The organism is Polaromonas sp. P4_F4, from assembly GCF_056401355.1.
On the sequence record NZ_JBFUJO010000004.1, the window covers coordinates 266,158 to 287,165 of the forward strand.

A 21,008-nucleotide genomic window follows, 5' to 3' on the forward strand; every position below is an offset into this window, starting at 1 on the left:
GGCAGGCTCAGGTCGCCACCTCTGCCAGCACCAGCGGACGCTGCACCGCCAGCCTGAAGCGGCCCCGTCCGGTTTTCTCGATGCGGATGTGCGGGCCGTGCTCCGCCAGGCGGCGTTGCAGCAGCAACAGGCGCGCTTCGAGGTTGTCGGTCACGTCAGGCAGGTGAATGGCCGGGTCCAGCCGCAGCTCGCGGTTGGAAAACTCGGTCCGGCCCAGCCGGACATGGTCGGTCACCAGCTTCCAGAAGATCGCGCCCGCCACGCCCTTGATCAGGTAGCTGTCGTTGACAAACACGCTGTCGTTGCTCTGGAAGCGCCGCAGCTGCAGGGCCGCACCACCTGCCTTGGCGCCAGGGCCTTCCGCCTGCCGGTTCCCCGCTGCCGCCGGCGGTGCGGCGTCCGCCAGTTCGGCGGCCTCCGGACCGGCCTGCATCAGGTCGATGGCCGCCCCCAAGTGACCGGCCAGCGCGACCAGCGCGTCTTCTTCTTCAAAGCCAAACTGCAGGTCGTTCGGGCTCTCGGCAAACAGCACGCCCAGCAGCCGGCCGACAGAAACGATGGGCGCCGCCACCTGGCTGTGCGGCTCGGCCAGGCCCGGGTAGGGAATGTCGGTCTCCAGCATCAGCTCAGGCGCGCTGGCGCCCAGGCCGGTTTTAATGGCCCGGTTGTAGGCGTAGGCGTTGCTCATGTGCACGATGCGAACCGGGGTGCGTTCCCGCGCGGCCACGCCAATCACGCCCTGGCCCATTTCAATTTCCGAGCCCACACCCGATGTGGCATAGCCGCAGCTGGCCACGGTGTAGAGCCGCTGGGTGGCCGGATCCAGCATCAGCACCATCGCATGCTGAATGCCCACAAAATCGGTCAACGTCGCCAGCGCGGCATTGAGCAGCTCCCCCAGCCCGGTGCAGCGCGACAGCCGCTCGCTGCCGCGGCGCAGCCCGGTCAGCATGCTGGCGCGCGGTGGGGCGGCGGGCAGGGGCTCGCCGGCAATGCACTCGATCGCCTGCACTTCGTAGATGTCCGAGCCCTGCAGCCTGAACACGCCCGCCATGCCGCTGTGCGACGCGATGCCGGCCAGCTGGGCCTTCATGCCCTCAAATACCGGGCCTTCGGTTTCGGTGCGCAGGTAGCGAATGTGCATGCGGAAAAACGCCGCCGTGACCGGGTGCAACACCAGCACCGTGGCGTAAGGATTGGCCAGGATGTTTTTGCGCGTCTTGTTGAAGAACTGGAAAGACAGCGCCACATGGCGTTCGTCCACATAAAACACCTGCGAGATATAGGCCACATTGGGCGTGCCGTCCAGCGCGCAGGTGGCCATGACGGCCGGGATGGCGCCCTCCAGGCAGGGGCGTATGTCCGCCAGGCAGGGTTCCGGGGCCAACTGCGCCGATTGAGCTGCGTTCATGACGGACTCCCGGGGCCATGGGGCAGCGGCGCACCGGCTTGGGGGCCGGGCGTCTGGTCAAACGCCTGCGCCGGCTCAAAGCTGATGGCCACCAGGTCATCCAGCCGGCGCGCCAGCATGGCCCGGGTAAACACCGGCGCGTAACCGACCCGCTGGATTTCTTCTTCCATGGACGCCACATAGCAGTCCAGCGCCGGCTCGTCCGAGGCCTCGGCGCAGCGGATGCGCGCACTCGCGGCCTTGACCTGGACCGTGCGGTGCGAACTCGGCTCGGAAAACACCACGGCGATGCGTCCGGTGCTGGCAATGTCCTGGATCAATTGCCGCGACTGCTGCCGCGACAGATACACCGTGATGCTGTGCCCAGCCGGCGCAATCGCGCAGCCCACCGCCCGCATGATGCTGGGCCGCATCTCGAGGCTGCAGGCGCTCACGATGACGGACACGCCCTTGCCCATCATGGTGACGAGCTCTGGCGGCAGCAGCGGCGCCGGTGTATCGGGCATGGCAGCGTTCATGCGGCCAAATTGTAGGGGCGTTGAGGTGCGACCCCCTGCAGATCGTGAACAGGCTCTTAGTTGCGAAACCGCTTGCGCGTCAGCACCAGCGCAATCCAGAAGCCCGCCGCCGCATAAAACACCAGCAGCGCCAGATGCTGCAGTCCCTGCGCCGGCCACTGGCCCAGAAACAAGGGGCGCACCAGCTCCACCGCCGCCGTCAGCGGCAGCCAGTCCGAGATCACCCGCATCACGCCCGGCAACTGGTCGCGCGGGAAAAACACGCCGCTCAGGAACATCGTTGGCGTGAGAAACAGCGTGAAGTAGTAGGTGAAAAAGTCATAGCCCTTGGCCAGTGCGTTGAAGATCAGCGCAATACTGGAGAAGGTAATGCCCACCAGCCCGAGCAGCGGCCAGGCCAGCAGCAGCATGGGGCTGTGGCTGATGCCCAGCGCCAGCATCACCACCAGGATGATGGTGGTGGTGAACAGCGACTTGAAGGCAGCCCACAGCATTTCGGCAAACACCACGTCATCGAGCCGCACTGGCGCATTCATGATGCCGTCCCAGGTGCGCTGCACCTGCATGCGCGAAAACGCCGAATACAGCGCCTCAAACGACGCGGCGTTCATCGCACTCATGCAAATCGAACCGCTGGCCAGGAACAGGATGTAGGGTATGGCCGTGCCGTTGAGCTGCACCTGCCCGACCAGCGCGCCCAGCCCGTAGCCGAAGGCCACCAGCGTGATCAGCGGCTCGGCGATGTTGCCGACGAGGCTGGGAATGGCCAGCTTGCGCCAGACCAGCAGGTTGCGGCGGAAGACGGGCAGCCAGCGCGGGCTGATTTGCGGTGGCCTGAGCAGTGCCTGCCCTGCGGTCGGGGCGCCCGGTATGGCGGACATCAGCCTTCCTCCCTGATTTGGCGGCCGGTGAGCTTCAGGAACAGGTCCTCAAGATTGGCCGGGCGGTGCAGCGTGCGCAACTGCGGAAAGTCCGTCAGCGCGTTCAGCAGGCGCTTGGCATCCAGCGTGTAAAAGAACACCGTCTCACCGCTGACTTCGGTGCGCGCGGCCAGCGCTTTGAGGGGTGAATCGGCCAGCGCCAGGGCGCCGTTTCCATAAACCTCCACCACATCGGGTTCGAGGTTTTGCGCAATCAGTTCGCGCGGCGTGCCCTCGGTCATTTTCTTGCCGTGGTCCAGCACCAGCAGGCGGTTGCACAGGCGTTCGGCTTCGTCCATGAAATGGGTCGTCAGCAAAATCGATTTGCCCTGCTGAACCAGCCGCTGCAGGCGCTCCCACATCAGGTGCCGGGCCTGCGGGTCCAGGCCGGTGGTGGGCTCGTCGAGCATCAGCAACTGCGGGTCATTGACCAGCGCGCGGGCCAGGCTCAGGCGCCGCTTCATGCCACCCGAGAGTTCACTGAGCTTGGCATTGGCCTTGTGCGTCAGCGCGGCAAACTCCAGCAGCCGCGGAATCCGCTCCCGGATCACTGCGTCCTTGAGGCCGAAGTAGCGTCCGAACACCAGCAGGTTTTCCGCGCAGCTGAAATCCGGGTCCAGGCTGTCGAACTGGCTGACGATGCCCAAGCGCGCCTTGATGGCCAGCGCGTCCTGCGGCATCTGCAGCGTGCCTGCCGCATGACCGTTGGAATAATAGGAAACACTGCCGGCATCGGGGGCGGTCAGTCCCAGGCACATGCGTATGGTGGTGGTCTTTCCGGCGCCGTTGGGGCCTATGACCCCCAGGCATTCGCCCGGTGCGATGCTGAAAGACAGCTGGTTGACGACGATGGTGTCGCCGTAATGCTTGCTCAGGCCGGCGACTTCAAACAGGGGCTTGCTCATGCGGCCATTGTGCCCACTCTATAACCACACCCCCGTCCAGGCTCACTGCGTGTAGCCTGTTCCCCCCTCAAGGGGGCGGCGCCTGGGGCCGGCAAAGCCGGACCCGCGGCCCCCACTGGTGAAATACCCTACTGGGTTACGCCACTGAACTCTTGAACCAAGCATGAGCCGCGGGACTGGCTTTGCCAGACCGCAGGCGGGCGGCCCCCTCGGGGGGCAGCGACCCACACGAAGTGGGGGAGCGTGGGGGCTCAATCTTCGCCGTAGTCGTGGTCCGGGTGATTGACCGTGCCCAGCTTCCAGTAGCCGCGGCCCACGATGCGGCTGCGTTCCACGCCAAGTTCTTCAATGAGCAACTGGCGTATGCGGCGCATGGCGGCGGCTTCGCAGGCCAGGTAGATGCGGGCATCCGCGGCGGGCGCGCCGGCTTTGCGCAAGGCGGCTTCCAGCGCCTGGCCGGCCTGGGTGTTGTCGGCGCCGCGCGCCACCCAGCGTGCGTCCACTTTCGCGGCGCTTTGCAGCGGGCGCTCTTCGGTGCCATCGACCACTTCGACCAGCACCTTTGCCTGAGCGCTTGCGGGCAAGCTCGCCAGAATGGTTTCAAACGCGGGCAGGGCGCTGTCGTCACCTATCAGCACGTGCACGGGTGCGTCCAGCGCGAGTTTGTAGCCCGGGCCTGGCCCCATCAAAAACAGCACCTGGCCCGTCTGCGCCTGCGCGACCCAGGTGGACGCGGGGCCGTCGCCGTGCAGCACAAAGTCCACGTCGACTTCGTGCACGTCCGCACGCACGGCCAGCGGCGTGTAAGTGCGCATGGCCTTCGGCTTCGGGCCGTCGGGCAGTGGGCGGTCCGGCTCGGTCTGCCCAGGCTCGGGAAAAATCAGCTTCATATAGCTGGCTGGGTCGCCCACCTCAAAGCCTTCAAGCTCCGCGCCTTGCAAGGTGATGCGGCGCATCAGCGGGCTCAGGGTCTGCACGCGGGTGACCTGCACGCGGCGCGGCGGCCGGCGCTTGCGCGGCGCGGCCTCGGATACAGGGGCTGCGGCGGGGGTGGAGGGCGAAGTGGGTGTGGTGGACATGTGTCTTTCAGAGGAGCGGCGCATCGTGCGCTGCTTGAGGGAGAAACGGAGAAACGTTCTAATTGAGAATTATTATCATCTGATTGCAATGACCGGTGCTTTGCAGGGGCAAAGCGGGCCGGCGTCCTACCCGGGGCTGCGGGGCTTGTGCAGTAAAGTAAGCCCAAGCGGTGCCCAGGCGCCCAGCCTTGCGGCCGCCGTTCCCCTTTTCTCCCATTTCTCCCACTTCTACCTTCTGCGCTTATGACCACTTTCGGAACCCCTTTGTCCCCCCATGCCACCAAAGTCATGCTGCTCGGTTCGGGCGAGCTGGGCAAGGAGGTGCTGATTGCGTTGCAGCGCCTGGGCGTGGAAACGATTGCAATAGACCGCTACGACAATGCGCCCGGCCAGCAGGTTGCCCACCATGCGCGCACCATCACCATGAGCGACCCGGCTCAGCTCAAGGCGCTGATTGAAAAGGAAAAACCTGACCTGGTCGTGCCCGAGATCGAGGCCATCGCCACGGCCATGCTCGAGGAACTCGAAGCCGCTGGCACGGTGCGCGTGATCCCGACGGCCCGCGCCGCCCGCCTGACCATGGACCGCGAAGGCATTCGCCGGCTGGCCGCCGAGACCCTGGGCCTGCCGACCAGCCCCTATGTGTTTTGTGATTCGCTGCAGGAGCTGCAGGCCGCCATCGATTCAAAAATCGGCTACCCCTGCATCGTCAAGCCGGTCATGAGCTCCTCGGGCAAGGGCCAGAGCAAGATCGCCGGCCCCGCCGACGTGAAAACCGCCTGGGACTACGCCATGGCCGGTGGCCGCGTGAGCCACGGCCGGGTGATCGTCGAGGGCTTCATCGACTTTGACTACGAGATCACGCAGCTCACCGTGCGCGCCCTCGGCGCTGACGGCCAGGTGGAAACGCATTTTTGCGAACCGATTGGCCACATCCAGGTCAGCGGCGACTACGTGGAAAGCTGGCAGCCGCACCCCATGCGCGAGGCCGCCCTGCAAAAAAGCCGGGCCATTGCCAAAGCCATCACCGACAACCTGGGCGGCCAGGGTCTCTTTGGCGTCGAGCTGTTCGTCAAGGGCGACGAGGTGTGGTTCAGCGAAGTCAGCCCGCGCCCCCACGACACCGGCATGGTCACCATGGCCACGCAATGGCAAAGCGAGTTCGAGCTGCATGCGCGCGCCATCCTGGGCCTGCCGGTCAACACCGCGCTCAAGAGCCCGGGCGCCAGCGCAGTGATTTACGGCGGCGTGGACGCCCACGGCATTGTGTTTGACGGCGTGGCCGACGCGCTGCGCGTGCCCAACACCGACATTCGCCTGTTCGGCAAGCCCGAGAGTTTCGTCAAGCGCCGCATGGGCGTGGCACTGGCGTTTGATGCCGATGTCGAGGTGGCGCGTGCCAACGCCAAGCTGGCCGCGTCCCGGGTCAAGCCCCGGGTGGTGAAGGGCTGATGCATGCTGACAGGGCTGCGGTATGAGGCTGCGGTATGAACCTGTCTGAGCTCGTCGCCTGGGTGGACGACTCGTCGCTGCGCATCGTGCTGGCAGCCGGTGTCAGCGTTGTGCTGGCGCTGGTGGTGGCCCGCATCGGTGCCGCCATCGTGCTGCGCGTGACGCGTTCCATGCCGGTGCTGGCCAAAGTGGCGGAGCAATGCCGGTCCCCTGCGCAGTTCCTGCTGCCATTGATTGCCCTGCAGGTCGTGTGGCACAGCGCGCCCGATGCCTTCTCGCTGATCGGCGGAATACGCCATGCCAATGGCCTGTTACTGCTGGCCACCCTGACCTGGGCGGGCATGCGCGCGGCCCGCGGGGCAGCGCTGGGTGTGATTGGCTTGCATCCGGTCGATGTGGCTGACAACCTCAATGCCCGCCGCATCCACACGCAAACTCGCATGCTGGCGCGCACCCTCATGTTCGTCGTGCTGATGGCCGGGCTGGCCCTGATGTTGATGACCTTTCCCGGTGCCCGGCAGTTTGGGGCCAGCCTGCTGGCTTCGGCCGGTGTGGCGGGGCTGGTGGTCGGTATTGCCGCGCGCCCCGTCTTCAGCAACCTGATTGCCGGCTTGCAGATTGCGCTGGCCCAGCCCATCCGCATTGACGACGTCCTCATCGTCCAGGGCGAGTGGGGGCGGGTCGAGGAAATCACCGGTGCCTATGTGGTGCTGAAGATCTGGGATGAGCGGCGCATGATCGTTCCGCTGCAATGGTTTATTGAAAATCCCTTTCAGAACTGGACACGGAACAGCGCGCAAATCATCGGTACCGTGCTGCTGTGGGTGGATTACCGCATGCCGATGGAGCCGCTGCGTCACGCCGCACTGCAGGCCTGTGAAGCGGCTGCTGAATGGGACAAGCGGCTGTGCCTGCTGCAGGTGGTGGAGGCGGGGGAGCACAGCATGCAGTTGCGCTTGCTGGTCACGTCGGCCAACTCCAGCCTGAACTGGGATTTGCGCTGCAAGGTGCGCGAGGCGCTGGTGGATTTCATGCAGCGCGAGTACCCGCAATACCTGCCCCGCATGCGGGCCGAGTTGGCGCAAGCGCCGCAGCCAGGGCAGAACGCGGCGGGCGGGCTGGCCGGCTGAGCCAAAGCCCGCAGGCCCGCAGCCCAAGGCAGTCAGGCAACGCGGACAGGCAGGGCGCGCATGCGATGATCAAGGGCATCACGAAAGGTGATGGTTGAACCTAGAAACAGCAGTTGACCGCTCACAAACTTCAGGAAAGCCGCATGCCCATTGACTTTCCCCTCTTCGATCGCGTTCACCTTCTGGGTGACAGCGCTATGCGTCCGATTGCACCGTGCTCGACGCACCATGCGGCGTTGCTCCGCCTTGCGGGCAGTAGCCCACTGCGTTGTCACGCCTTGCCTGGCACGCCGATCACGGCGCACTCAGACGCATCCAACTGCCGTTTCTAGGTTGAACCCACCGGAGGATTTTGCATGGAACTGCGCCAACTGCGTTACCTGGTCCGGGTGATCGAGCTGGGCAGCATCAGCCGCGCCGCGCTGGACATGGACCTCGTGCAATCGGCATTGAGCCAGCAGATCAGCCGGCTGGAGAGCGAGCTGTCCACCCGTTTGCTCCAGCGCAGCCCCAAGGGCGTGACCCCGACCGAGGCCGGCATGGCGTTTTTCCGCGAGGCGCAACTGGTGCTGCGCCACGCCGAGCAGGCGGCGCGAGCGGCGCAGCAGTCGCGCCTGTCGGGCAGTGTCAGCGTGGGCATGGCGCCCACTACGGCCGCCGTGCTGGGCCTGCCGCTGATCCGCGCCATGCGTGAACGCTACCCCGATGTGCGCCTGCATATGGTGGAAAGCCTGTCGGGCCATCTGACGGCCATGCTCAATGCCCGCCAGCTGGACCTGGCCATGCTGTTCAACACCCAGGCGGGGCGCCGCTGGAGCGTGATGCCCCTGCTCGAGGAAAAGCTGTTTTTGATCCGGTCACGCCGCACGCTGGCGGGCAAACCCGCCGACCGCATCCGTGTGGCGCAGCTGGCGGGCTTGCCGCTGATACTGCCCACCGGCACGCACGGCTTGCGCAGCACGATCGAAAGTGCCTTTGCCCGGGCCAAATGCAAGCCCACGCTGGTGGCCGAAATCGACTCACTGGCCATGCTGATGGATGCGGTTGACAACGGCCTCGGCTGCACGCTGCAGCCCTGGGCCGCGGTGAGCCGGTTCACCGATGCGACGCAGCGCTTTCATCTGGCGCAAATCTCCGACCCCCTGGCGCGCCGCGTCAATTCACTGTGCAGCCTGTCGGACGACGAGCTGTCGCCCGCCGCCCTGGCGGCGCGCGTGGTGCTGGCCGATTGCGCGACCGAGGCCGTGCGCTCCGGCCGCTGGCTGGGCGCCCGGCTGGTGGACGCCTGAGGCCAACTCGGCGCGTTGCCATCACGATTGGTGATACCCCCATGCCGCCGACCCGCTAGGCCTGCCGGTGTTTTGGCGCTAAATTCCAGCGTGGCTGACAACCCGGCCGGGTGATCAACGCCGGCGGTCCCGGCGTCATGGGTGCCTCAGATGTATCGAGTGTCACAGGTGTCATTTCCTGGCGCCGTTCGCCGCGCTTCAGCTTCAATTACTACAAGGAGACCCGTCATGATGAGCCCTTCCATTTCCCGGCGTGTGCTGTTGCAGGCCGCCGGCCTGGGCGCCTCGGCGCTGGCCTTGCCGTATGCGCTGGGGCAGTCGGCATGGCCGTCGCGGCCGGTTCGCTTTGTGGTGCCGTTTGCACCGGGAGGCACTTCTGAAATCGTCGCGCGCTCGGTGGCCGCCGAGCTCAGCAAGCAGCTGGGGCAAAGTGTCTACGTGGAAAACAAGCCGGGCGGGGCGGGCACGGTGGCGATGCAGGAGGTGGCCAAGTCCCCGGCCGACGGGCACACCATCATCCTCGGGCATGTGGGCACGCTCGCCGTCAATCCCTACATGCTGAAAAACCAGCCCTATGACGTGAACAGGGATTTCATCCCGGTGACCCTGCTGGCCAAGGTGCCCAATGTCTTTGTGATCCATCCGGATGTACCGGCCAAAAACTTCCAGGAATTTGTCGCCTATGTGAAGAAAAACCCGGGTCAGCTCAATTACGGCTCGGCCGGCAATGCCAGCGCCGGGCATCTGGCCATGGAATATCTGAAGCTGGTCACCGGCATGTTCATCACGCACATTCCTTACCGCGGCACCGGCCCGCAGCTGACCGATCTGCTTTCGGGTCGTACCCAAGCCTCGTCAGCCGGCCTGCCGGCCCTGAGCGCGCACATCAAGAGCGGCAAGTTGCGCGCCATCGCGGTGGGCACCGCGCAGCGTATTTCCGGCCTGCCCGATGTGCCCACCGTGGCCGAGATGGGCTTCAGGAACTTTGAGACCTCGCAGTGGTACGGCATCCTGGCGCCGGCCGGCACGCCCGCGGACGTCGTCAAGCATCTGCAGGAAGAGTCGCTGAAGGCCCTCAAGTCCTCGGCCGTCACCGCCCGCTTCGCCACGGACAACGCGGTTGGCGGCGGCGGGCCGTCCAGCGAATTTGCCGCGTTTATCGCGAGCGAGCAAAAGATCTGGAGCGACATCGTCAAGCGCGCCGGCATCCACGCCGATTAAACGTCAAAGGGAGTCGCAAGAGATGCTGGATGTCCTGGTGATTGGCGGTGGCAATGCCGCTCTGTGTGCCGCCTTGATGGCGCGGGAGGCCGGCGCCAGCGTGCTGGTGCTGGAGTCGGCGCCGCGCGAGTGGCGTGGCGGCAATTCCAGCCACACGCGCAACCTGCGCTGCATGCATGAGTCGCCGCAGGACGTGCTGACCGACGCCTACCCGGAAGAAGAGTACTGGCAGGACCTGCTCAAGGTCACGGGCGGGCAGACCAATGAACAGCTGGCGCGCCTGGCGATACGCGAATCGTCGCGCTGCCGCGACTGGATGCGCCGGCACGGGGTGCGCTTTCAGCCCTCGTTGTCGGGCACGCTGCACCTGTCGCGCACCAATGCTTTTTTCATGGGCGGCGGCAAGGCGCTGATAAACGCCTATTACCGCAGTGCCGGGCGCCTCGGTGTGCAGGTCCGCTATGACGCGCCCGTCGATCGCCTGGAACTGCGCGATGGCCGCTTCGTGGCCGCGCACTGCGGCGCCGAGCGGATTGAGGCCCGCGCCTGCGTGGTGGCCAGCGGCGGCTTCGAGTCCAACCGCGAGTGGCTGCGCGAAGCCTGGGGCCAGAATGAAGCGGGCGAGTGGCCGGCCGACAACTTTGCCATCCGCGGCACGCGCTTTAACCAGGGCGTGCTGTTGCGCGACCTGATGGCCCAGGGGGCGGACACCATTGGCGATCCGACGCAAAGCCACTCGGTCGCCATTGACGCGCGCGCACCGCTGTACGACGGCGGCATTTGCACCCGCGTCGACTGTGTCTCGCTCGGTGTGGTGGTCAACAAACACGCCCAGCGTTTTTACGATGAGGGCGAGGACTTCTGGCCCAAGCGCTACGCCATCTGGGGCCGGCTGGTGGCGATGCAGCCCGGGCAGCTGGCCTATTCGGTGATCGATGCCAAGGCCGTGGGCCGCTTCATGCCGCCGGTGTTCCCCGGCGAAAAAGCCGATTCGCTGGAGCAGCTGGCGTGCCAGCTGGGCCTGGACGTGCAGGCGTTTTTGCGCACGGTGAATGACTACAACACGGCCTGCCGCGTCGGCACCTTCGACCATGCCGTGCTCGACGATTGCCATACCGAAGGCTTGGCCCCGGCCAAGACCCATTGGGCCCGGCCCCTGGATACGGCCCCGTTTTACGGCTATGCGCTCAAGCCCGGCATCACCTTCACCTACCTGGGCATGAAGGTCAACGACCAGGCGGCCGTGCATTTTGGCGGTCAACCCAGTTCCAACCTGTTTGCCGCCGGTGAAATCATGGCGGGCAACGTGCTGGGCAAGGGCTACACCGCCGGCGTCGGCATGACCATCGGCACGGCGTTTGGCCGGATTGCCGGCACCCAGGCCGCCCGGGCGGCCCTGAATCACGGAGCGCGACATGCAGCAGCTTGAAGCCCTGACCCGCGAAGCGCGCGCGCTGGCGGTCGGTGACCTGCCATTGACCCCTTTCGAGGCCGAAGTCGGCCGGCAAATGCAGATCTGCAATGCCTGCCGCTACTGCGAAGGTTTTTGCGCCGTGTTCCCGGCCATGACGCGCCGGCTCGAGTTTGGCAAGGCCGACATCCACTACCTGGCCAACCTCTGCCACAACTGCGGCGCCTGCTTGCATGCCTGCCAGTACGCGCCGCCGCACGAGTTTGCCGTCAACGTGCCGCAGGCCATGGCGCAGGTGCGCGGCCAGACCTATGCCGACTACGCCTGGCCGCCCGCCCTGGGGGCGCTGTACAAGCGCAACGGCCTGACGCTGGCACTGGCGCTGGCCGCCGGACTGGCGCTGTTCCTGGTGCTCGCCCTGGTGATGAAGGGCACGCTGCTGCATGAACCGCTGGCGGGAAATTTCTATGCGATCTTTCCGCACAACCTGCTGGTCTCCATGTTCGCGCCGATTTTCCTGTTTGCTGCGCTGGCGCTGGCACTGGGCGTGCGCAAGTTCTGGCGTGACGTGGCGCCAGGCGACGCATCGGGGGCCGCCACGGTTGAAGTCATGAAGCGGGAAGCGGCGGTCGAGGCCACCGTGGACGCGCTGCGCCTGAAATACCTCGACGGCGGGCATGGCGAGGGCTGCAACAACGACAGCGACGCGTGGACGCTGTGGCGGCGGCGCTTTCACCATCTCACCTTCTACGGTTTCATGCTGTGCTTTGCCGCTACTGCGGTGGCCACGCTTTACCACTATCTGTTGGGCCTGCAGGCGCCTTATGCGCTGAACAGCCTGCCGGTATTGCTGGGGACGGTGGGGGGTGTGGGCCTGCTGCTGGGCCCGGCGGGTTTGTTGTGGCTCAACCTGCGGCGCCACCCGCAGCACGGCGATGCGGCCCAGAAACCGATGGACCGCGGATTCATCGCCCTGCTGTTTCTGACCAGCCTGACCGGCCTGGCCTTGCTGGCCTGGCGCGACACATCGGCCATGGCCCTGCTGCTGGCGGTTCATCTGGGCGCGGTGATGGCCCTGTTTGCCACCCTGCCGTACGGAAAATTTGCGCATGGGGTGTACCGCTGCGCCGCCCTGCTGAAGTGGACGACGGAAAAACGCCTGCCCACCGGGCTGCGGCTCAGCGAAGACTGAGCGCCCCATCAACGAAACGGCAGTTTGGATGGACGGGGGGTGCGGGATATAGTCCAGCCCATGAACGATGCCGTTCCCCGTCATGTGCTGCCCGTGCTGGTACTGGCGCAGTTTGCCGGAACCTCGCTGTGGTTTGCCGTCAATGCGGTGATGCCGGACCTGCAGCGTGAACTCGGATGGCCGGCATCCGCCGTCGGCACGCTGACCTCGTCGCTGCAACTTGGTTTTATCGTGGGTACGCTGGTTTTTGCCGTCCTGGCCGTCGCCGACCGCTTTCCGGCCCGGCGGGTCTTTCTGGTGTGCTCACTGTCCGGTGCCCTATGCACCGTGGGGGCTTGGTGGATGGTGCGCGAGTTCACGGCCCTGCTGGTCTGGCGAACGGCGACCGGTTTTTTTCTGGCGGGCATTTACCCGGTGGGGATGAAGATTGCCGCGCAATGGTATTCACGCGGGCTGGGTGCCGCTCTGGGCCTGCTGATTGGTGCCCTGGTGCTTGGTTCGGCCAGTGCTCATGCGCTGCGTGGGCTGAGCGGTGAATTGCCCTGGCCCAGCGTCATGCTGGGTGTTGCCGCGTTGGCCGCTACCGGCGGTGTGCTGCTGTACGGCCTGTTGCCCGAGCCCCCTGCGGGTCCGGTGCGGCGCAGCACGCTGGAATGGCGCGCGTTGGCCACGCTGTGGACCGACTGGCGTGTGCGATCCTCGGTCCTGGGCTATTTCGGCCACATGTGGGAGCTCTACACCATGTGGGTGCTGGTGCCCCTGATTCTGGCCAGCCGGCTCAACGGGGCGGCGCTGTCGCTGGCTGCATTTGGCGTCGTGGGTGCCGGTGCCATCGGTTGCATGGGTGGCGGATGGGTCGCACAAAAAATCGGTAGCGCGCGGGTCGCGTGCGGGCAATTGGCGATCAGCGGCCTGTGCTGCCTGCTGGCGCCCTGGCTCATTGGCGCGCCGGCCGTATGGTTCGCGCTGTGGCTGCTGGTGTGGGGCATCACCGTGGCCGGCGACTCGCCGCAGTTTTCCGCGCTCACCGCCAGCAATGCGCCGCGCCAGGCGGTGGGCAGCGTGCTGACGCTGACCAACAGCATAGGCTTTGCGATTTCCATCGTTAGCATCGAGCTGTTCACCAGTCTGACACAGCGCCATGCGCTGGCGTCGCTGCTGCCCTGGCTGGGTGTCGGGCCGGCGCTGGGCCTGCTGGCCATGCGCCCCCTGTTGCGCCGCCAGCCTGAGCCGTCCTGAGGCTCTTACTGAAACGCCACCTCGGCAAAGCTCCTGAGCTTGCGGCTGTGCAGCTGGTCGATGCCTTCGCCGCGCAGCAGCTCCACCGCGCGGATGCCGATGCGCAGGTGCTGGTCGACCCGCTCGCGGTAAAAGTGGTTGGCCATGCCGGGCAGCTTGATCTCGCCGTGCAGCGGCTTGTCGCTCACGCACAGCAGGGTGCCATAGGGGACCCGAAAGCGGAAGCCGTTCGCGGCAATCGTGGCGCTTTCCATGTCAAGCGCAATGGCCCGGCTCTGGCTGAAGCGGCGCTGCGGCTGGTTGCCGGGCAGCAGTTCCCAGTTGCGGTTGTCGGTGGAGGCCACCGTGCCGGTGCGCATGATGCGTTTGAGGTCCGGGCCCTGCAGGTGGGTCACGTGTTCCACGGCCTGCTCGAGGGCCTTCTGGATTTCGGCCAGCGCCGGGATCGGCACCCACAGCGGCAACTCTTCGTCGAGCACATGGTCTTCGCGCACATAGCCGTGCGCCAGCACATAGTCACCCAGCTGCTGGCTGTTGCGCAGGCCGGCGCAATGGCCGAGCATGATCCAGGCGTGGGGCCGCAGCACGGCGATGTGGTCGGTGATGTTCTTGGCGTTGGCCGGGCCGACGCCGATGTTGACCATGGTGATGCCGGTGCGGTCGGCGCGCAGCAGGTGGTAGGCCGGCATTTGCGGCAGCCGCGGCGGCGCCATGCCCAGCTCGTCGCCCGTGATGGGCGGCATGCCGGCGCGCCGCGTGACCACATTGCCGGGTTCGATAAACGCGATGTACTCGCTGTCCGGGTCGGCCATGGCTTCGTGGCCCAGGCGCACGAATTCGTCGATGTAGAACTGGTAGTTGGTGAACAGCACAAAGTTCTGGAACCACTCGGGCGAAGTGCCGGTGTAGTGGCGCAGGCGCTGCAGCGAATAGTCGACGCGCGCGGCGGTGAAGAGCGAGAGCGGCTGCGGCTCGCCCGGCCGCGGCTCGTGGGTGCCGTTGGCAATGCCGTCGTCCATGGCGCTCAGGTCGGGCAGGTCGAAGGCGTCACGCATCAGCATGCGGCGCTTCACGCTCAGGTGGCCCTCGATATGGTCATGCTCGGCAAACGAAAAATGCACGGGGATGGGCTGGGTGCTGGTGCCCACTTCGAGCTCGACCGAATGGTTCTGCATCAGCAGGCGAAACTGCTCGAGGTAGTACTCGCCATAGAGGTCGGGCCGCGTCAGCGTGGTTTCAAAGCGGCCGGGCCCGGCCACAAAGCCATAGCTCAGCTGGGCGATGTCCGGCGTCTCCAGAATGGCGCGCGCCACCGTGTCGGTGTGTATGCGCACAAAGGGGTAGCAGGCGCGCACATGGCCGGGCAGGGTTTCTCCGGCAACATAGCGCTGCATGGCATCGCGCAGGTGCGCAATCTGCTGGTCATAGATGACGCACACCTGCGCCAGCGCGGCAGCGGGGTCGGAGTAGCGGGTCGGGGCAATGAAGGGGGGCAGGTAGGACATGGCGGGGAATTCTTGATTTCATTCCATCATAGAGCTATCGCCCGCAGGGCGGGCGCCTTCAGAGCCTGTTCTCAGGCCTTGACCGGCTCCCGCATGGTCACAAACTCTTCTGCGGCCGTGGGGTGGATGCCGATGGTGCTGTCAAACACCGCCTTGGTGGCCCCCGCCTTCATGGCCACGGCAAAGCCCTGCACGATCTCGCCCGCGTCCGGTCCCACCATGTGCAGGCCCACCACGCGGTCCGTGGCGTCGTCGACCAGCAGCTTCATCAGCGTGCGCTCCGTGCTGCCGCTCAAGGTGTGCCTGAGCGCCTTGAAGTCGGTGCGGTACACCCGGATGGCGCCAAATTGTTCGCGGGCGTCGGCTTCCGAATACCCGACCGTCCCGATATTGGGATGGGTGAACACGGCGGTGGGCACGAAGTTGTAGCTCATGCTGCGCGGCGTGTTGCCGGCGGTGGGGCCGAACAGGTGGTCCACCACCACCATCGCCTCGCCCAGTGCCACGGGCGTCAGCTGCAGGCGCGCCGTCACGTCCCCCAGCGCATAGATCGAGGGCACCGAGGTCTGGTACTGCGCATTCACCTGGATCGCGCCCACCTCGTTCACCGCCACACCCACGGCCTCCAGCCCGATCCCGCTGGCATTGGGCGCGCGGCCGGTGGCATACAGCACGCTGTCCACCAGGAAACTGGCCGGCTTGTCCTGCAGGTCTTTCACCTCAACCTGCAGCCCGTCGTCAGTTTTGGTGATGGTGCTTATTTGCGTGCCCAGTTGCAGGTTGATGCCGGTCTTGCTCATTTCCCCGGCAATGAAGCGGCGCACGTCGTCGTCAAAGCCCGTCAGAAGCTTGTCACGGCGATGGACCTGGGTGACCTGGGATCCCAGGCCGTTGAAGATCGATGCAAACTCGCAGGCAATGTAGCCACCGCCCACTACCAGCAGGCGCTTGGGGAAGGGGCTCAGGTCGAACATCTGGTCGGATGTCACCACATGCTCGCGGCCGGGGATTGTGGGCACGGTGGGGGTGCCGCCGGTCGAGACCAGGATGTTTTTGGCCGTGAACCGCCTGCCGTCGACTTCCACCGTGTGCGCATCCAGCAGGCGGGCCCAGCCCTCGATGATGGTCACGTCGGCGCTCGTGAGCAGCTGCACATAGACGCCGTTGAGCCGTGAAATCTCGCGGGCGCGGTTGGCCTTGAGGAGGTCCCAGTCGAAGGTGGGGGCCTCGCCGACCCAGCCAAACCCGAGCGACTCTTCAAAACTGTCGCCGTAATGGGCGGCGTAGCTGTAGAGCTTTTTCGGGATACAGCCGACGTTGACGCAGGTGCCGCCCATGGCGGCGACTTCGGCCAGCGCTACGCGGGCACCGCGCTGCGCGGACATGCGCGCGCAGCGCACGCCGCCGCTGCCGCCGCCGATGACGAAAAGGTCAAAATCAAAAGTTTGCATGCGCTTTTTCCTTTTTCTGTCTTCAGGACTGGAAGTCCTTGAGTTCCCTCTTGATCCACTCGATGAACACCCGGGTGCGCATGGGCAGCAGCCGGGCGTGCGGGTAGACCACGTTGATCGGGCGAACCGCCGGCTCAAAATCCTCCAGCACGGTGCACAGTTGCTTGCTTTGCAGAAACGGCGCCACCTGGTAGGACAAAAACATGCCCAAACCCGCACCGGCCACGCAAGCCGCAACGGCCGGCGCATTCTGGTTGAACTCCAGATTACCACTGACGGCCAGGCGCAGTGGCCGGCCCTGGTCATTGAACGGCCCCCAGGTGAGGGCATGCTCGGTCACACGCACGCAGTTGGCCTTCAGCAGGTCTTTGGGATGCCGGGGTACGCCGTGGCGCTGCAGCCAGGCGGGGCTGGCTACCACCAGGCGCCGGATGTGGCCGACCGTCTGCGCGACCAGCGTGGAGTCTTCGGGCTCGCCAATGCGTATGCCCACGTCAATGCCTTCTTCCAGCAGGTTGACCACGCGGTCCAGCAGCACCATGGAGCAGCGCATTTTTTCGTATTGCTGCACAAAGCGCGTCACGGCAGGGGCAACATGCATTTGCCCGAACAGCACGGGCGCGGTGATGGTCAGGTGGCCCGTCGGTTCGCCGGCCTCCGCCGTGAGTGCTGCTTCCGCATCATCCAGCGCGGCCAGCAATTGCCGGCAACTCTCCAGGTGCCGCCGGCCTTCCTCGGTCAGCGAAATGCGTCGCGTGGTCCGGTTGAACAGGCGCACGCCCAGTTGCGCTTCGAAGCCGGCCAGCGTGCGCACCATGGCGGGCAGCGACGACTCCATGACGCGGGCCGCAGCGGTCAGGCTGCCTTCTTCGGCAATATGAATGAAAGCCTGCATGGCCCTGAGCTTGTCCATGGCGCCATGGTAACCCGTGCTTGAAATTAATCCGATTTAGGGATTAGTTAAATCCTATATGAGCTATTTATTCAAATTAACGGATCAAACAGAATCCACCGTATTCGAATTCACCGTTCCCTTGTTCCCTTTCACCTTGTTCCATTTCATTAACCCTTTTGAAAGACCCGCATGAACGCAGTTGCCGCCGCCACCCCCAACGCAAGCCTCAAGGCGCTCCCGGCGCAGCCCATCAAGCTTTACCGCGTTGCCATTTCCGGCCACGCCCACCGGGTGGAGCTGTTCCTGTCGCTGCTGGGCCTGCCATTTGAGCGGGTGGAGATTGACCTGGCGGCCAAGGCGCATAAAACACCTGCATTCCTGGCCATGAACGCCTTCGGTCAGGTACCCGTGATTCAGGATGGCGACGTGACCCTGGCCGATTCCAACGCCATCCTGGTGTACCTCGCCCGGCGCTATGCGCAGGACGCAGACGCCTGGATGCCGACCGAGCCCGTGGCTGCGGCCGCCGTGCAGCGCTGGTTGTCGGTGGCGGCCGGCCAGCTGGCGTTCGGGCCTGCCGCGGCACGCGTCATCCAGCTGTTCAAGCGGCCCGACAGCCCGGACGCCGCCATAGACCGCGCGCATGCCCTGTTTGCCGTGATGGAGCAGCAGCTCGGGCAATCCGCGTTTCTCGCCGGCAACACGCCCACGCTGGCCGATATTGCCAACTACAGCTATACCGCCCATGCACCCGAGGGCAATGTGTCGCTGGAGCCTTACCCCAGGCTGCGCGCCTGGCTGGCCCGCATCGAAGCCCTGCCGCGCTTTGTCCCCATGGTCAAAACGCCCACCGGGCTGGCAGCATGAGCGAATCCGCGTTTCACGAGGGCGAGCGCGCGGTGCAGGCCCGGGTGGGTGTGCGGGAGCGGATGGCGCAGCTCGGCCCGCGCGTCATCCGGGACTTCATGCCCGATCAGCACCGCGCGTTTTTTGAGCAGCTGCCCTTGGTGATTGCCGGCACGGCAGACGCATCCGGCCAGCCCTGGGCCTCGGTGCTCGCGGCGCCACCTGGTTTCATTCACTCGCCCGATCCACAGCGGCTGGTGGTGCAGGCGCAGCGCCTGCCGGCCGACCCCCTGGAAGACACGCTGGCGGAAGGCGTGGCCATCGGCCTGCTGGGCATGGAGCCTCACACGCGGCGGCGCAACCGCATGAATGGCGTGGTGCAGGGCCTGGGCGCGGCGGGCTTTTCGGTGCAGGTGAGCCAGAGCTTTGGCAACTGCCCCAAGTACATCCAGGCCCGCGAGCCGGTGTATGACCTGGGCCGTGCGCGTGCGCAGCCTGTGGTGCATCAGGCGGGCCAGCTCGACGATGCGGCGCGCGCCATGATCGCGGCGGCCGACACCTTCTTCATCGCGACGGCCTATATGGGTGACAGTGGCAGTGACGACGCGGGGCGGGCCGGCGGGGTGGATGTGTCGCACCGCGGCGGCAAACCCGGCTTTGTGCGGGTAGACGCCGACGGCACGCTCACGGTGCCGGATTTCATGGGCAATTTCTTCTTCAACACGCTGGGCAATATTGCGGTCAATCCGCGGGCCGGCCTGCTGTTCATCGACTTTGACAGCGGTGACCTGCTGTACCTGGCGGTCACGGCAGACATCATCTGGGATGGCCCCGAAGTTGCGGCCTTTGAAGGCGCCCAGCGCCTGCTGCGTTTCAAGGTGCAGTCCATGAAGCGGGTGGAGGCCTCGCTGCCCTTGCGTTGGGGCCGGGCGGAGCTGTCACCTGTGCTGGAGGCCACCGGCGCCTGGGCCTGAGCTACTGTCTGGGTCTCCAGGAATCCGCCGCTGAACGGGATCAGCCGATCACCTCGAGCGTGAGTTCGCGTTCAAGCCATGCGCGGAATTTCTGCACGGCCGGCCGCTCCGCGCTGTGGGCCGAGACGACGATGCGGTAACCCATCCCCTCGACCGTCTGGCCGGGCAGGACCACTTGAAGCTGGCCGCTCCTGAGCAGGGGCAGCACCAGCGGCGTGCGTCCCATGGCCACGCCTGCGCCCTGCACGGCGGCGTTGAGCACATGTTCGTACTGCGAGAAATACAGGCAGGGCTGCTGCGGCGACTGCCGCAGGCCCAGGCGTTCGTACCATGCAGTCCAGGACATCCAGGAAAAGCGCATCGCCGGGTCGTAGTAAACGAGCAGCGGCGCGTGCAGTATGTCCGCGGCGGAGGCGATGCGCGCCGCGATGGCCGGCGCCGCCACGAGCATCACCTGTTCCTGCAGCAAGGGCGGCGGGCCTTCCACGCCGGCCTGCAGCGGACTCAGCCGCACCGCAAGGTCCATGCCCTCGCGCTCAAGGTTGAGCCTGGCCTCCGAGGCATCGACGCGTACATCGATGGCCGGCTCCAGCGCCTGAAACTTCGCCAGCTTGGGCGCCAGCCACAGCGCCGCAAAGGACGGCGTGGTGGTGACTGAGACCGACACCCGGTCCACGGCCAGCAGGCGGTCAATGGCCGTGGCCAGTTGCGCCAGCGATGCACGGGCCGCCTCATAGAGCTGCCGGCCCTCGGGTGTCAGGCTCAGCCCCTTGCCGCCGCGCAGGAACAGCGCCATGCCGAGCGCATCTTCAAGGCTTTTCACCTGCTTGCTCACGGCCGACTGCGTGATGCAAAGCTCCTCGGCCGCAGCGGTGAAGCTCAGGTGGCGGGCTGCCGACTCGAAGCCGCGTATCGCGTCGAGTGACATCGCGCGAAGGGAGTGGGATGAAGAGCTGTTGAGCATGGCATGAATGTTTGGAATACCCCGGATGACAAACCATCCGGCCACGCGGGCCGGTTCCAGAGAAGAATCAGATCACAGTTTTGAAGGAGACCATCATGAACGCATCGCAATTCCCGCTGAAGGTCGGGCTCATTCCCCAAACCCTGCACCTGCACCCCGGCGAGGCCGTGACCTGCACCCGGGGCGGTGTCTGGATCACCAGCGACGCTATAACCGGCGATGGCATAGCCGGCGATGTCGTGCTGGACCGCGGCCAGGCCTTCGTGGCGCAGCGGGCCGCCGACTACTACGTGAGCGGGCTGCGGCGCCACGGCGCCTGCAGCCGCATCGCCTTTGCTTCCCAACCCTAAAACCAAATCTAAACCGAATGGCACTTACTTTGGCTCATAGGCATGACCATGCCTCTGGACGTGTCGGCGAGCCTGGTCGCGGGGCACCTTCAACCAGGGGTAGGGTTTGGGCCTTCGTTTTCGCATTCGCGGCTCGATGCGTCCGGGTCGATGGCCGACCCTGCATTGTGCGATCAACGTGAATAGCCGCCCGCAATCCTTCGTGGCCGAGAGGCCTCGCGAGACCCACTCTGTCCACAGTTGCACCGTGTGCTTG

The 21,008-nt window shown here is 65.6% G+C and carries 19 protein-coding genes and 1 pseudogene; 10 read left to right on the forward strand and 10 right to left on the reverse strand.

Features of this window, described 5'->3' with window-relative positions:
* Positions 1-7: 7 nt before the first annotated feature.
* The 5 genes from AC1DUR_RS07040 to AC1DUR_RS07060 all read right to left on the reverse strand — a co-directional run bounded on the left by AC1DUR_RS07040 (position 8) and on the right by AC1DUR_RS07060 (position 4,833).
* Complete coding sequence (locus tag AC1DUR_RS07040; RefSeq protein ID WP_477719025.1) at positions 8-1,411, reverse strand: GAF domain-containing protein; 1,404 nt, start codon at positions 1,409-1,411, stop codon at positions 8-10.
* Positions 1,408-1,917, reverse strand: coding sequence for a hypothetical protein (locus tag AC1DUR_RS07045; RefSeq protein WP_477721492.1), 510 nt, complete (start codon positions 1,915-1,917; stop codon positions 1,408-1,410). Before AC1DUR_RS07045 ends, AC1DUR_RS07040 begins: the two co-directional genes overlap by 4 nt.
* A gap of 68 nt (positions 1,918-1,985) precedes the next feature.
* Positions 1,986-2,810 (reverse strand): ABC transporter permease, encoded by an 825-nt coding sequence (locus AC1DUR_RS07050; protein WP_477719027.1) that lies wholly within the window; start codon positions 2,808-2,810, stop codon positions 1,986-1,988.
* Complete coding sequence (locus AC1DUR_RS07055) at positions 2,810-3,754, reverse strand: ATP-binding cassette domain-containing protein (protein WP_477719028.1); 945 nt, start codon at positions 3,752-3,754, stop codon at positions 2,810-2,812. The genes AC1DUR_RS07050 and AC1DUR_RS07055 overlap by 1 nt, the downstream gene beginning before the upstream one ends.
* 251 nt (positions 3,755-4,005) lie before the next feature.
* Complete coding sequence (locus AC1DUR_RS07060; protein WP_477719029.1) at positions 4,006-4,833, reverse strand: siderophore-interacting protein; 828 nt, start codon at positions 4,831-4,833, stop codon at positions 4,006-4,008.
* A 243-nt stretch (positions 4,834-5,076) separates the two neighbouring features.
* Here AC1DUR_RS07060 and purT point away from each other — a divergent pair, with 243 nt between their 5' ends.
* The 7 genes from purT (at position 5,077) to AC1DUR_RS07095 (ending at position 13,767) form a co-directional block, all read left to right on the forward strand.
* Complete coding sequence (gene purT, locus AC1DUR_RS07065) at positions 5,077-6,285, forward strand: formate-dependent phosphoribosylglycinamide formyltransferase (RefSeq protein ID WP_477719030.1); 1,209 nt, start codon at positions 5,077-5,079, stop codon at positions 6,283-6,285.
* 35 nt (positions 6,286-6,320) lie between these two features.
* The gene (locus AC1DUR_RS07070) at positions 6,321-7,415 is read left to right on the forward strand and encodes a mechanosensitive ion channel family protein (protein ID WP_477719031.1); all 1,095 of its coding nucleotides are present in this window, start codon (positions 6,321-6,323) and stop codon (positions 7,413-7,415) included.
* Between the two features lie 356 nt (positions 7,416-7,771).
* Positions 7,772-8,704: a LysR family transcriptional regulator gene (locus AC1DUR_RS07075; RefSeq protein ID WP_477719032.1), complete on the forward strand. Its 933-nt coding sequence runs from the start codon at positions 7,772-7,774 to the stop codon at positions 8,702-8,704.
* A gap of 228 nt (positions 8,705-8,932) precedes the next feature.
* Positions 8,933-9,925, forward strand: coding sequence for a Bug family tripartite tricarboxylate transporter substrate binding protein (locus AC1DUR_RS07080; RefSeq protein ID WP_477719033.1), 993 nt, complete (start codon positions 8,933-8,935; stop codon positions 9,923-9,925).
* Positions 9,926-9,947: 22 nt separating this feature from the next.
* Entirely contained in the window at positions 9,948-11,354 is a 1,407-nt protein-coding gene (gene tcuA / locus AC1DUR_RS07085) for an FAD-dependent tricarballylate dehydrogenase TcuA (RefSeq protein ID WP_477719034.1), read from the forward strand.
* The gene (gene tcuB, locus AC1DUR_RS07090; RefSeq protein WP_477719035.1) at positions 11,341-12,528 is read left to right on the forward strand and encodes a tricarballylate utilization 4Fe-4S protein TcuB; all 1,188 of its coding nucleotides are present in this window, start codon (positions 11,341-11,343) and stop codon (positions 12,526-12,528) included. Before tcuA ends, tcuB begins: the two co-directional genes overlap by 14 nt.
* A 60-nt stretch (positions 12,529-12,588) precedes the next feature.
* Positions 12,589-13,767 carry an MFS transporter gene (locus AC1DUR_RS07095; protein ID WP_477719036.1) on the forward strand — a complete coding sequence of 393 codons (1,179 nt, stop codon included), beginning with the start codon at positions 12,589-12,591 and terminating at the stop codon, positions 13,765-13,767.
* 5 nt (positions 13,768-13,772) lie between these two features.
* On the opposite strand, the gene AC1DUR_RS07100 is transcribed toward AC1DUR_RS07095, so the two are convergent.
* The 3 genes from AC1DUR_RS07100 to AC1DUR_RS07110 form a co-directional block, all read right to left on the reverse strand.
* Positions 13,773-15,272 carry an AMP nucleosidase gene (locus tag AC1DUR_RS07100; RefSeq protein WP_477719037.1) on the reverse strand — a complete coding sequence of 500 codons (1,500 nt, stop codon included), beginning with the start codon at positions 15,270-15,272 and terminating at the stop codon, positions 13,773-13,775.
* Between the two features lie 71 nt (positions 15,273-15,343).
* Positions 15,344-16,723 (reverse strand): glutathione-disulfide reductase, encoded by a 1,380-nt coding sequence (gene gorA, locus AC1DUR_RS07105; RefSeq protein ID WP_477719038.1) that lies wholly within the window; start codon positions 16,721-16,723, stop codon positions 15,344-15,346.
* A 22-nt stretch (positions 16,724-16,745) separates the two neighbouring features.
* Positions 16,746-17,636, reverse strand: coding sequence for a LysR family transcriptional regulator (locus AC1DUR_RS07110; RefSeq protein WP_477719039.1), 891 nt, complete (start codon positions 17,634-17,636; stop codon positions 16,746-16,748).
* A gap of 171 nt (positions 17,637-17,807) precedes the next feature.
* On the opposite strand from AC1DUR_RS07110, the gene AC1DUR_RS07115 reads away from it, so the two are divergent.
* Together AC1DUR_RS07115 and AC1DUR_RS07120 are read left to right on the forward strand one after the other, a co-directional pair.
* Positions 17,808-18,485: a glutathione S-transferase family protein gene (locus AC1DUR_RS07115; RefSeq protein WP_477719040.1), complete on the forward strand. Its 678-nt coding sequence runs from the start codon at positions 17,808-17,810 to the stop codon at positions 18,483-18,485.
* Positions 18,482-19,438 (forward strand): pyridoxamine 5'-phosphate oxidase family protein, encoded by a 957-nt coding sequence (locus tag AC1DUR_RS07120; protein ID WP_477719041.1) that lies wholly within the window; start codon positions 18,482-18,484, stop codon positions 19,436-19,438. The genes AC1DUR_RS07115 and AC1DUR_RS07120 overlap by 4 nt, the downstream gene beginning before the upstream one ends.
* Before the next feature lie 40 nt (positions 19,439-19,478).
* Here AC1DUR_RS07120 and AC1DUR_RS07125 read toward each other — a convergent pair whose 3' ends face one another.
* Positions 19,479-20,402 carry a LysR substrate-binding domain-containing protein gene (locus tag AC1DUR_RS07125; RefSeq protein WP_477719042.1) on the reverse strand — a complete coding sequence of 308 codons (924 nt, stop codon included), beginning with the start codon at positions 20,400-20,402 and terminating at the stop codon, positions 19,479-19,481.
* A gap of 95 nt (positions 20,403-20,497) precedes the next feature.
* Here AC1DUR_RS07125 and AC1DUR_RS07130 point away from each other — a divergent pair, with 95 nt between their 5' ends.
* Entirely contained in the window at positions 20,498-20,752 is a 255-nt protein-coding gene (locus tag AC1DUR_RS07130) for a DUF2917 domain-containing protein (protein ID WP_477719043.1), read from the forward strand.
* A gap of 24 nt (positions 20,753-20,776) precedes the next feature.
* On the opposite strand, the pseudogene AC1DUR_RS07135 reads toward AC1DUR_RS07130, so the two are convergent.
* Positions 20,777-21,008: pseudogene (locus AC1DUR_RS07135) on the reverse strand (IS4 family transposase); the annotation flags it as partial.

Coding starts and splice junctions, on each gene's coding strand:
- AC1DUR_RS07055 (WP_477719028.1), bottom strand. CDS start 3,754: ATGAGCAAGCCCCTGTTTGAAGTCGCCGGCCTGAGCAAGCATTACGGC.
- tcuB (WP_477719035.1), top strand. CDS start 11,341: ATGCAGCAGCTTGAAGCCCTGACCCGCGAAGCGCGCGCGCTGGCGGTC.
- AC1DUR_RS07110 (WP_477719039.1), bottom strand. CDS start 17,636: ATGGACAAGCTCAGGGCCATGCAGGCTTTCATTCATATTGCCGAAGAA.
- gorA (WP_477719038.1), bottom strand. CDS start 16,723: ATGCAAACTTTTGATTTTGACCTTTTCGTCATCGGCGGCGGCAGCGGC.
- AC1DUR_RS07120 (WP_477719041.1), top strand. CDS start 18,482: ATGAGCGAATCCGCGTTTCACGAGGGCGAGCGCGCGGTGCAGGCCCGG.
- AC1DUR_RS07060 (WP_477719029.1), bottom strand. CDS start 4,833: ATGTCCACCACACCCACTTCGCCCTCCACCCCCGCCGCAGCCCCTGTA.
- AC1DUR_RS07050 (WP_477719027.1), bottom strand. CDS start 2,810: ATGTCCGCCATACCGGGCGCCCCGACCGCAGGGCAGGCACTGCTCAGG.
- AC1DUR_RS07100 (WP_477719037.1), bottom strand. CDS start 15,272: ATGTCCTACCTGCCCCCCTTCATTGCCCCGACCCGCTACTCCGACCCC.
- purT (WP_477719030.1), top strand. CDS start 5,077: ATGACCACTTTCGGAACCCCTTTGTCCCCCCATGCCACCAAAGTCATG.
- AC1DUR_RS07070 (WP_477719031.1), top strand. CDS start 6,321: ATGAACCTGTCTGAGCTCGTCGCCTGGGTGGACGACTCGTCGCTGCGC.
- AC1DUR_RS07095 (WP_477719036.1), top strand. CDS start 12,589: ATGAACGATGCCGTTCCCCGTCATGTGCTGCCCGTGCTGGTACTGGCG.
- AC1DUR_RS07040 (WP_477719025.1), bottom strand. CDS start 1,411: ATGAACGCAGCTCAATCGGCGCAGTTGGCCCCGGAACCCTGCCTGGCG.
- AC1DUR_RS07115 (WP_477719040.1), top strand. CDS start 17,808: ATGAACGCAGTTGCCGCCGCCACCCCCAACGCAAGCCTCAAGGCGCTC.
- AC1DUR_RS07045 (WP_477721492.1), bottom strand. CDS start 1,917: ATGCCCGATACACCGGCGCCGCTGCTGCCGCCAGAGCTCGTCACCATG.
- AC1DUR_RS07130 (WP_477719043.1), top strand. CDS start 20,498: ATGAACGCATCGCAATTCCCGCTGAAGGTCGGGCTCATTCCCCAAACC.
- tcuA (WP_477719034.1), top strand. CDS start 9,948: ATGCTGGATGTCCTGGTGATTGGCGGTGGCAATGCCGCTCTGTGTGCC.
- AC1DUR_RS07075 (WP_477719032.1), top strand. CDS start 7,772: ATGGAACTGCGCCAACTGCGTTACCTGGTCCGGGTGATCGAGCTGGGC.
- AC1DUR_RS07125 (WP_477719042.1), bottom strand. CDS start 20,402: ATGCTCAACAGCTCTTCATCCCACTCCCTTCGCGCGATGTCACTCGAC.
- AC1DUR_RS07080 (WP_477719033.1), top strand. CDS start 8,933: ATGATGAGCCCTTCCATTTCCCGGCGTGTGCTGTTGCAGGCCGCCGGC.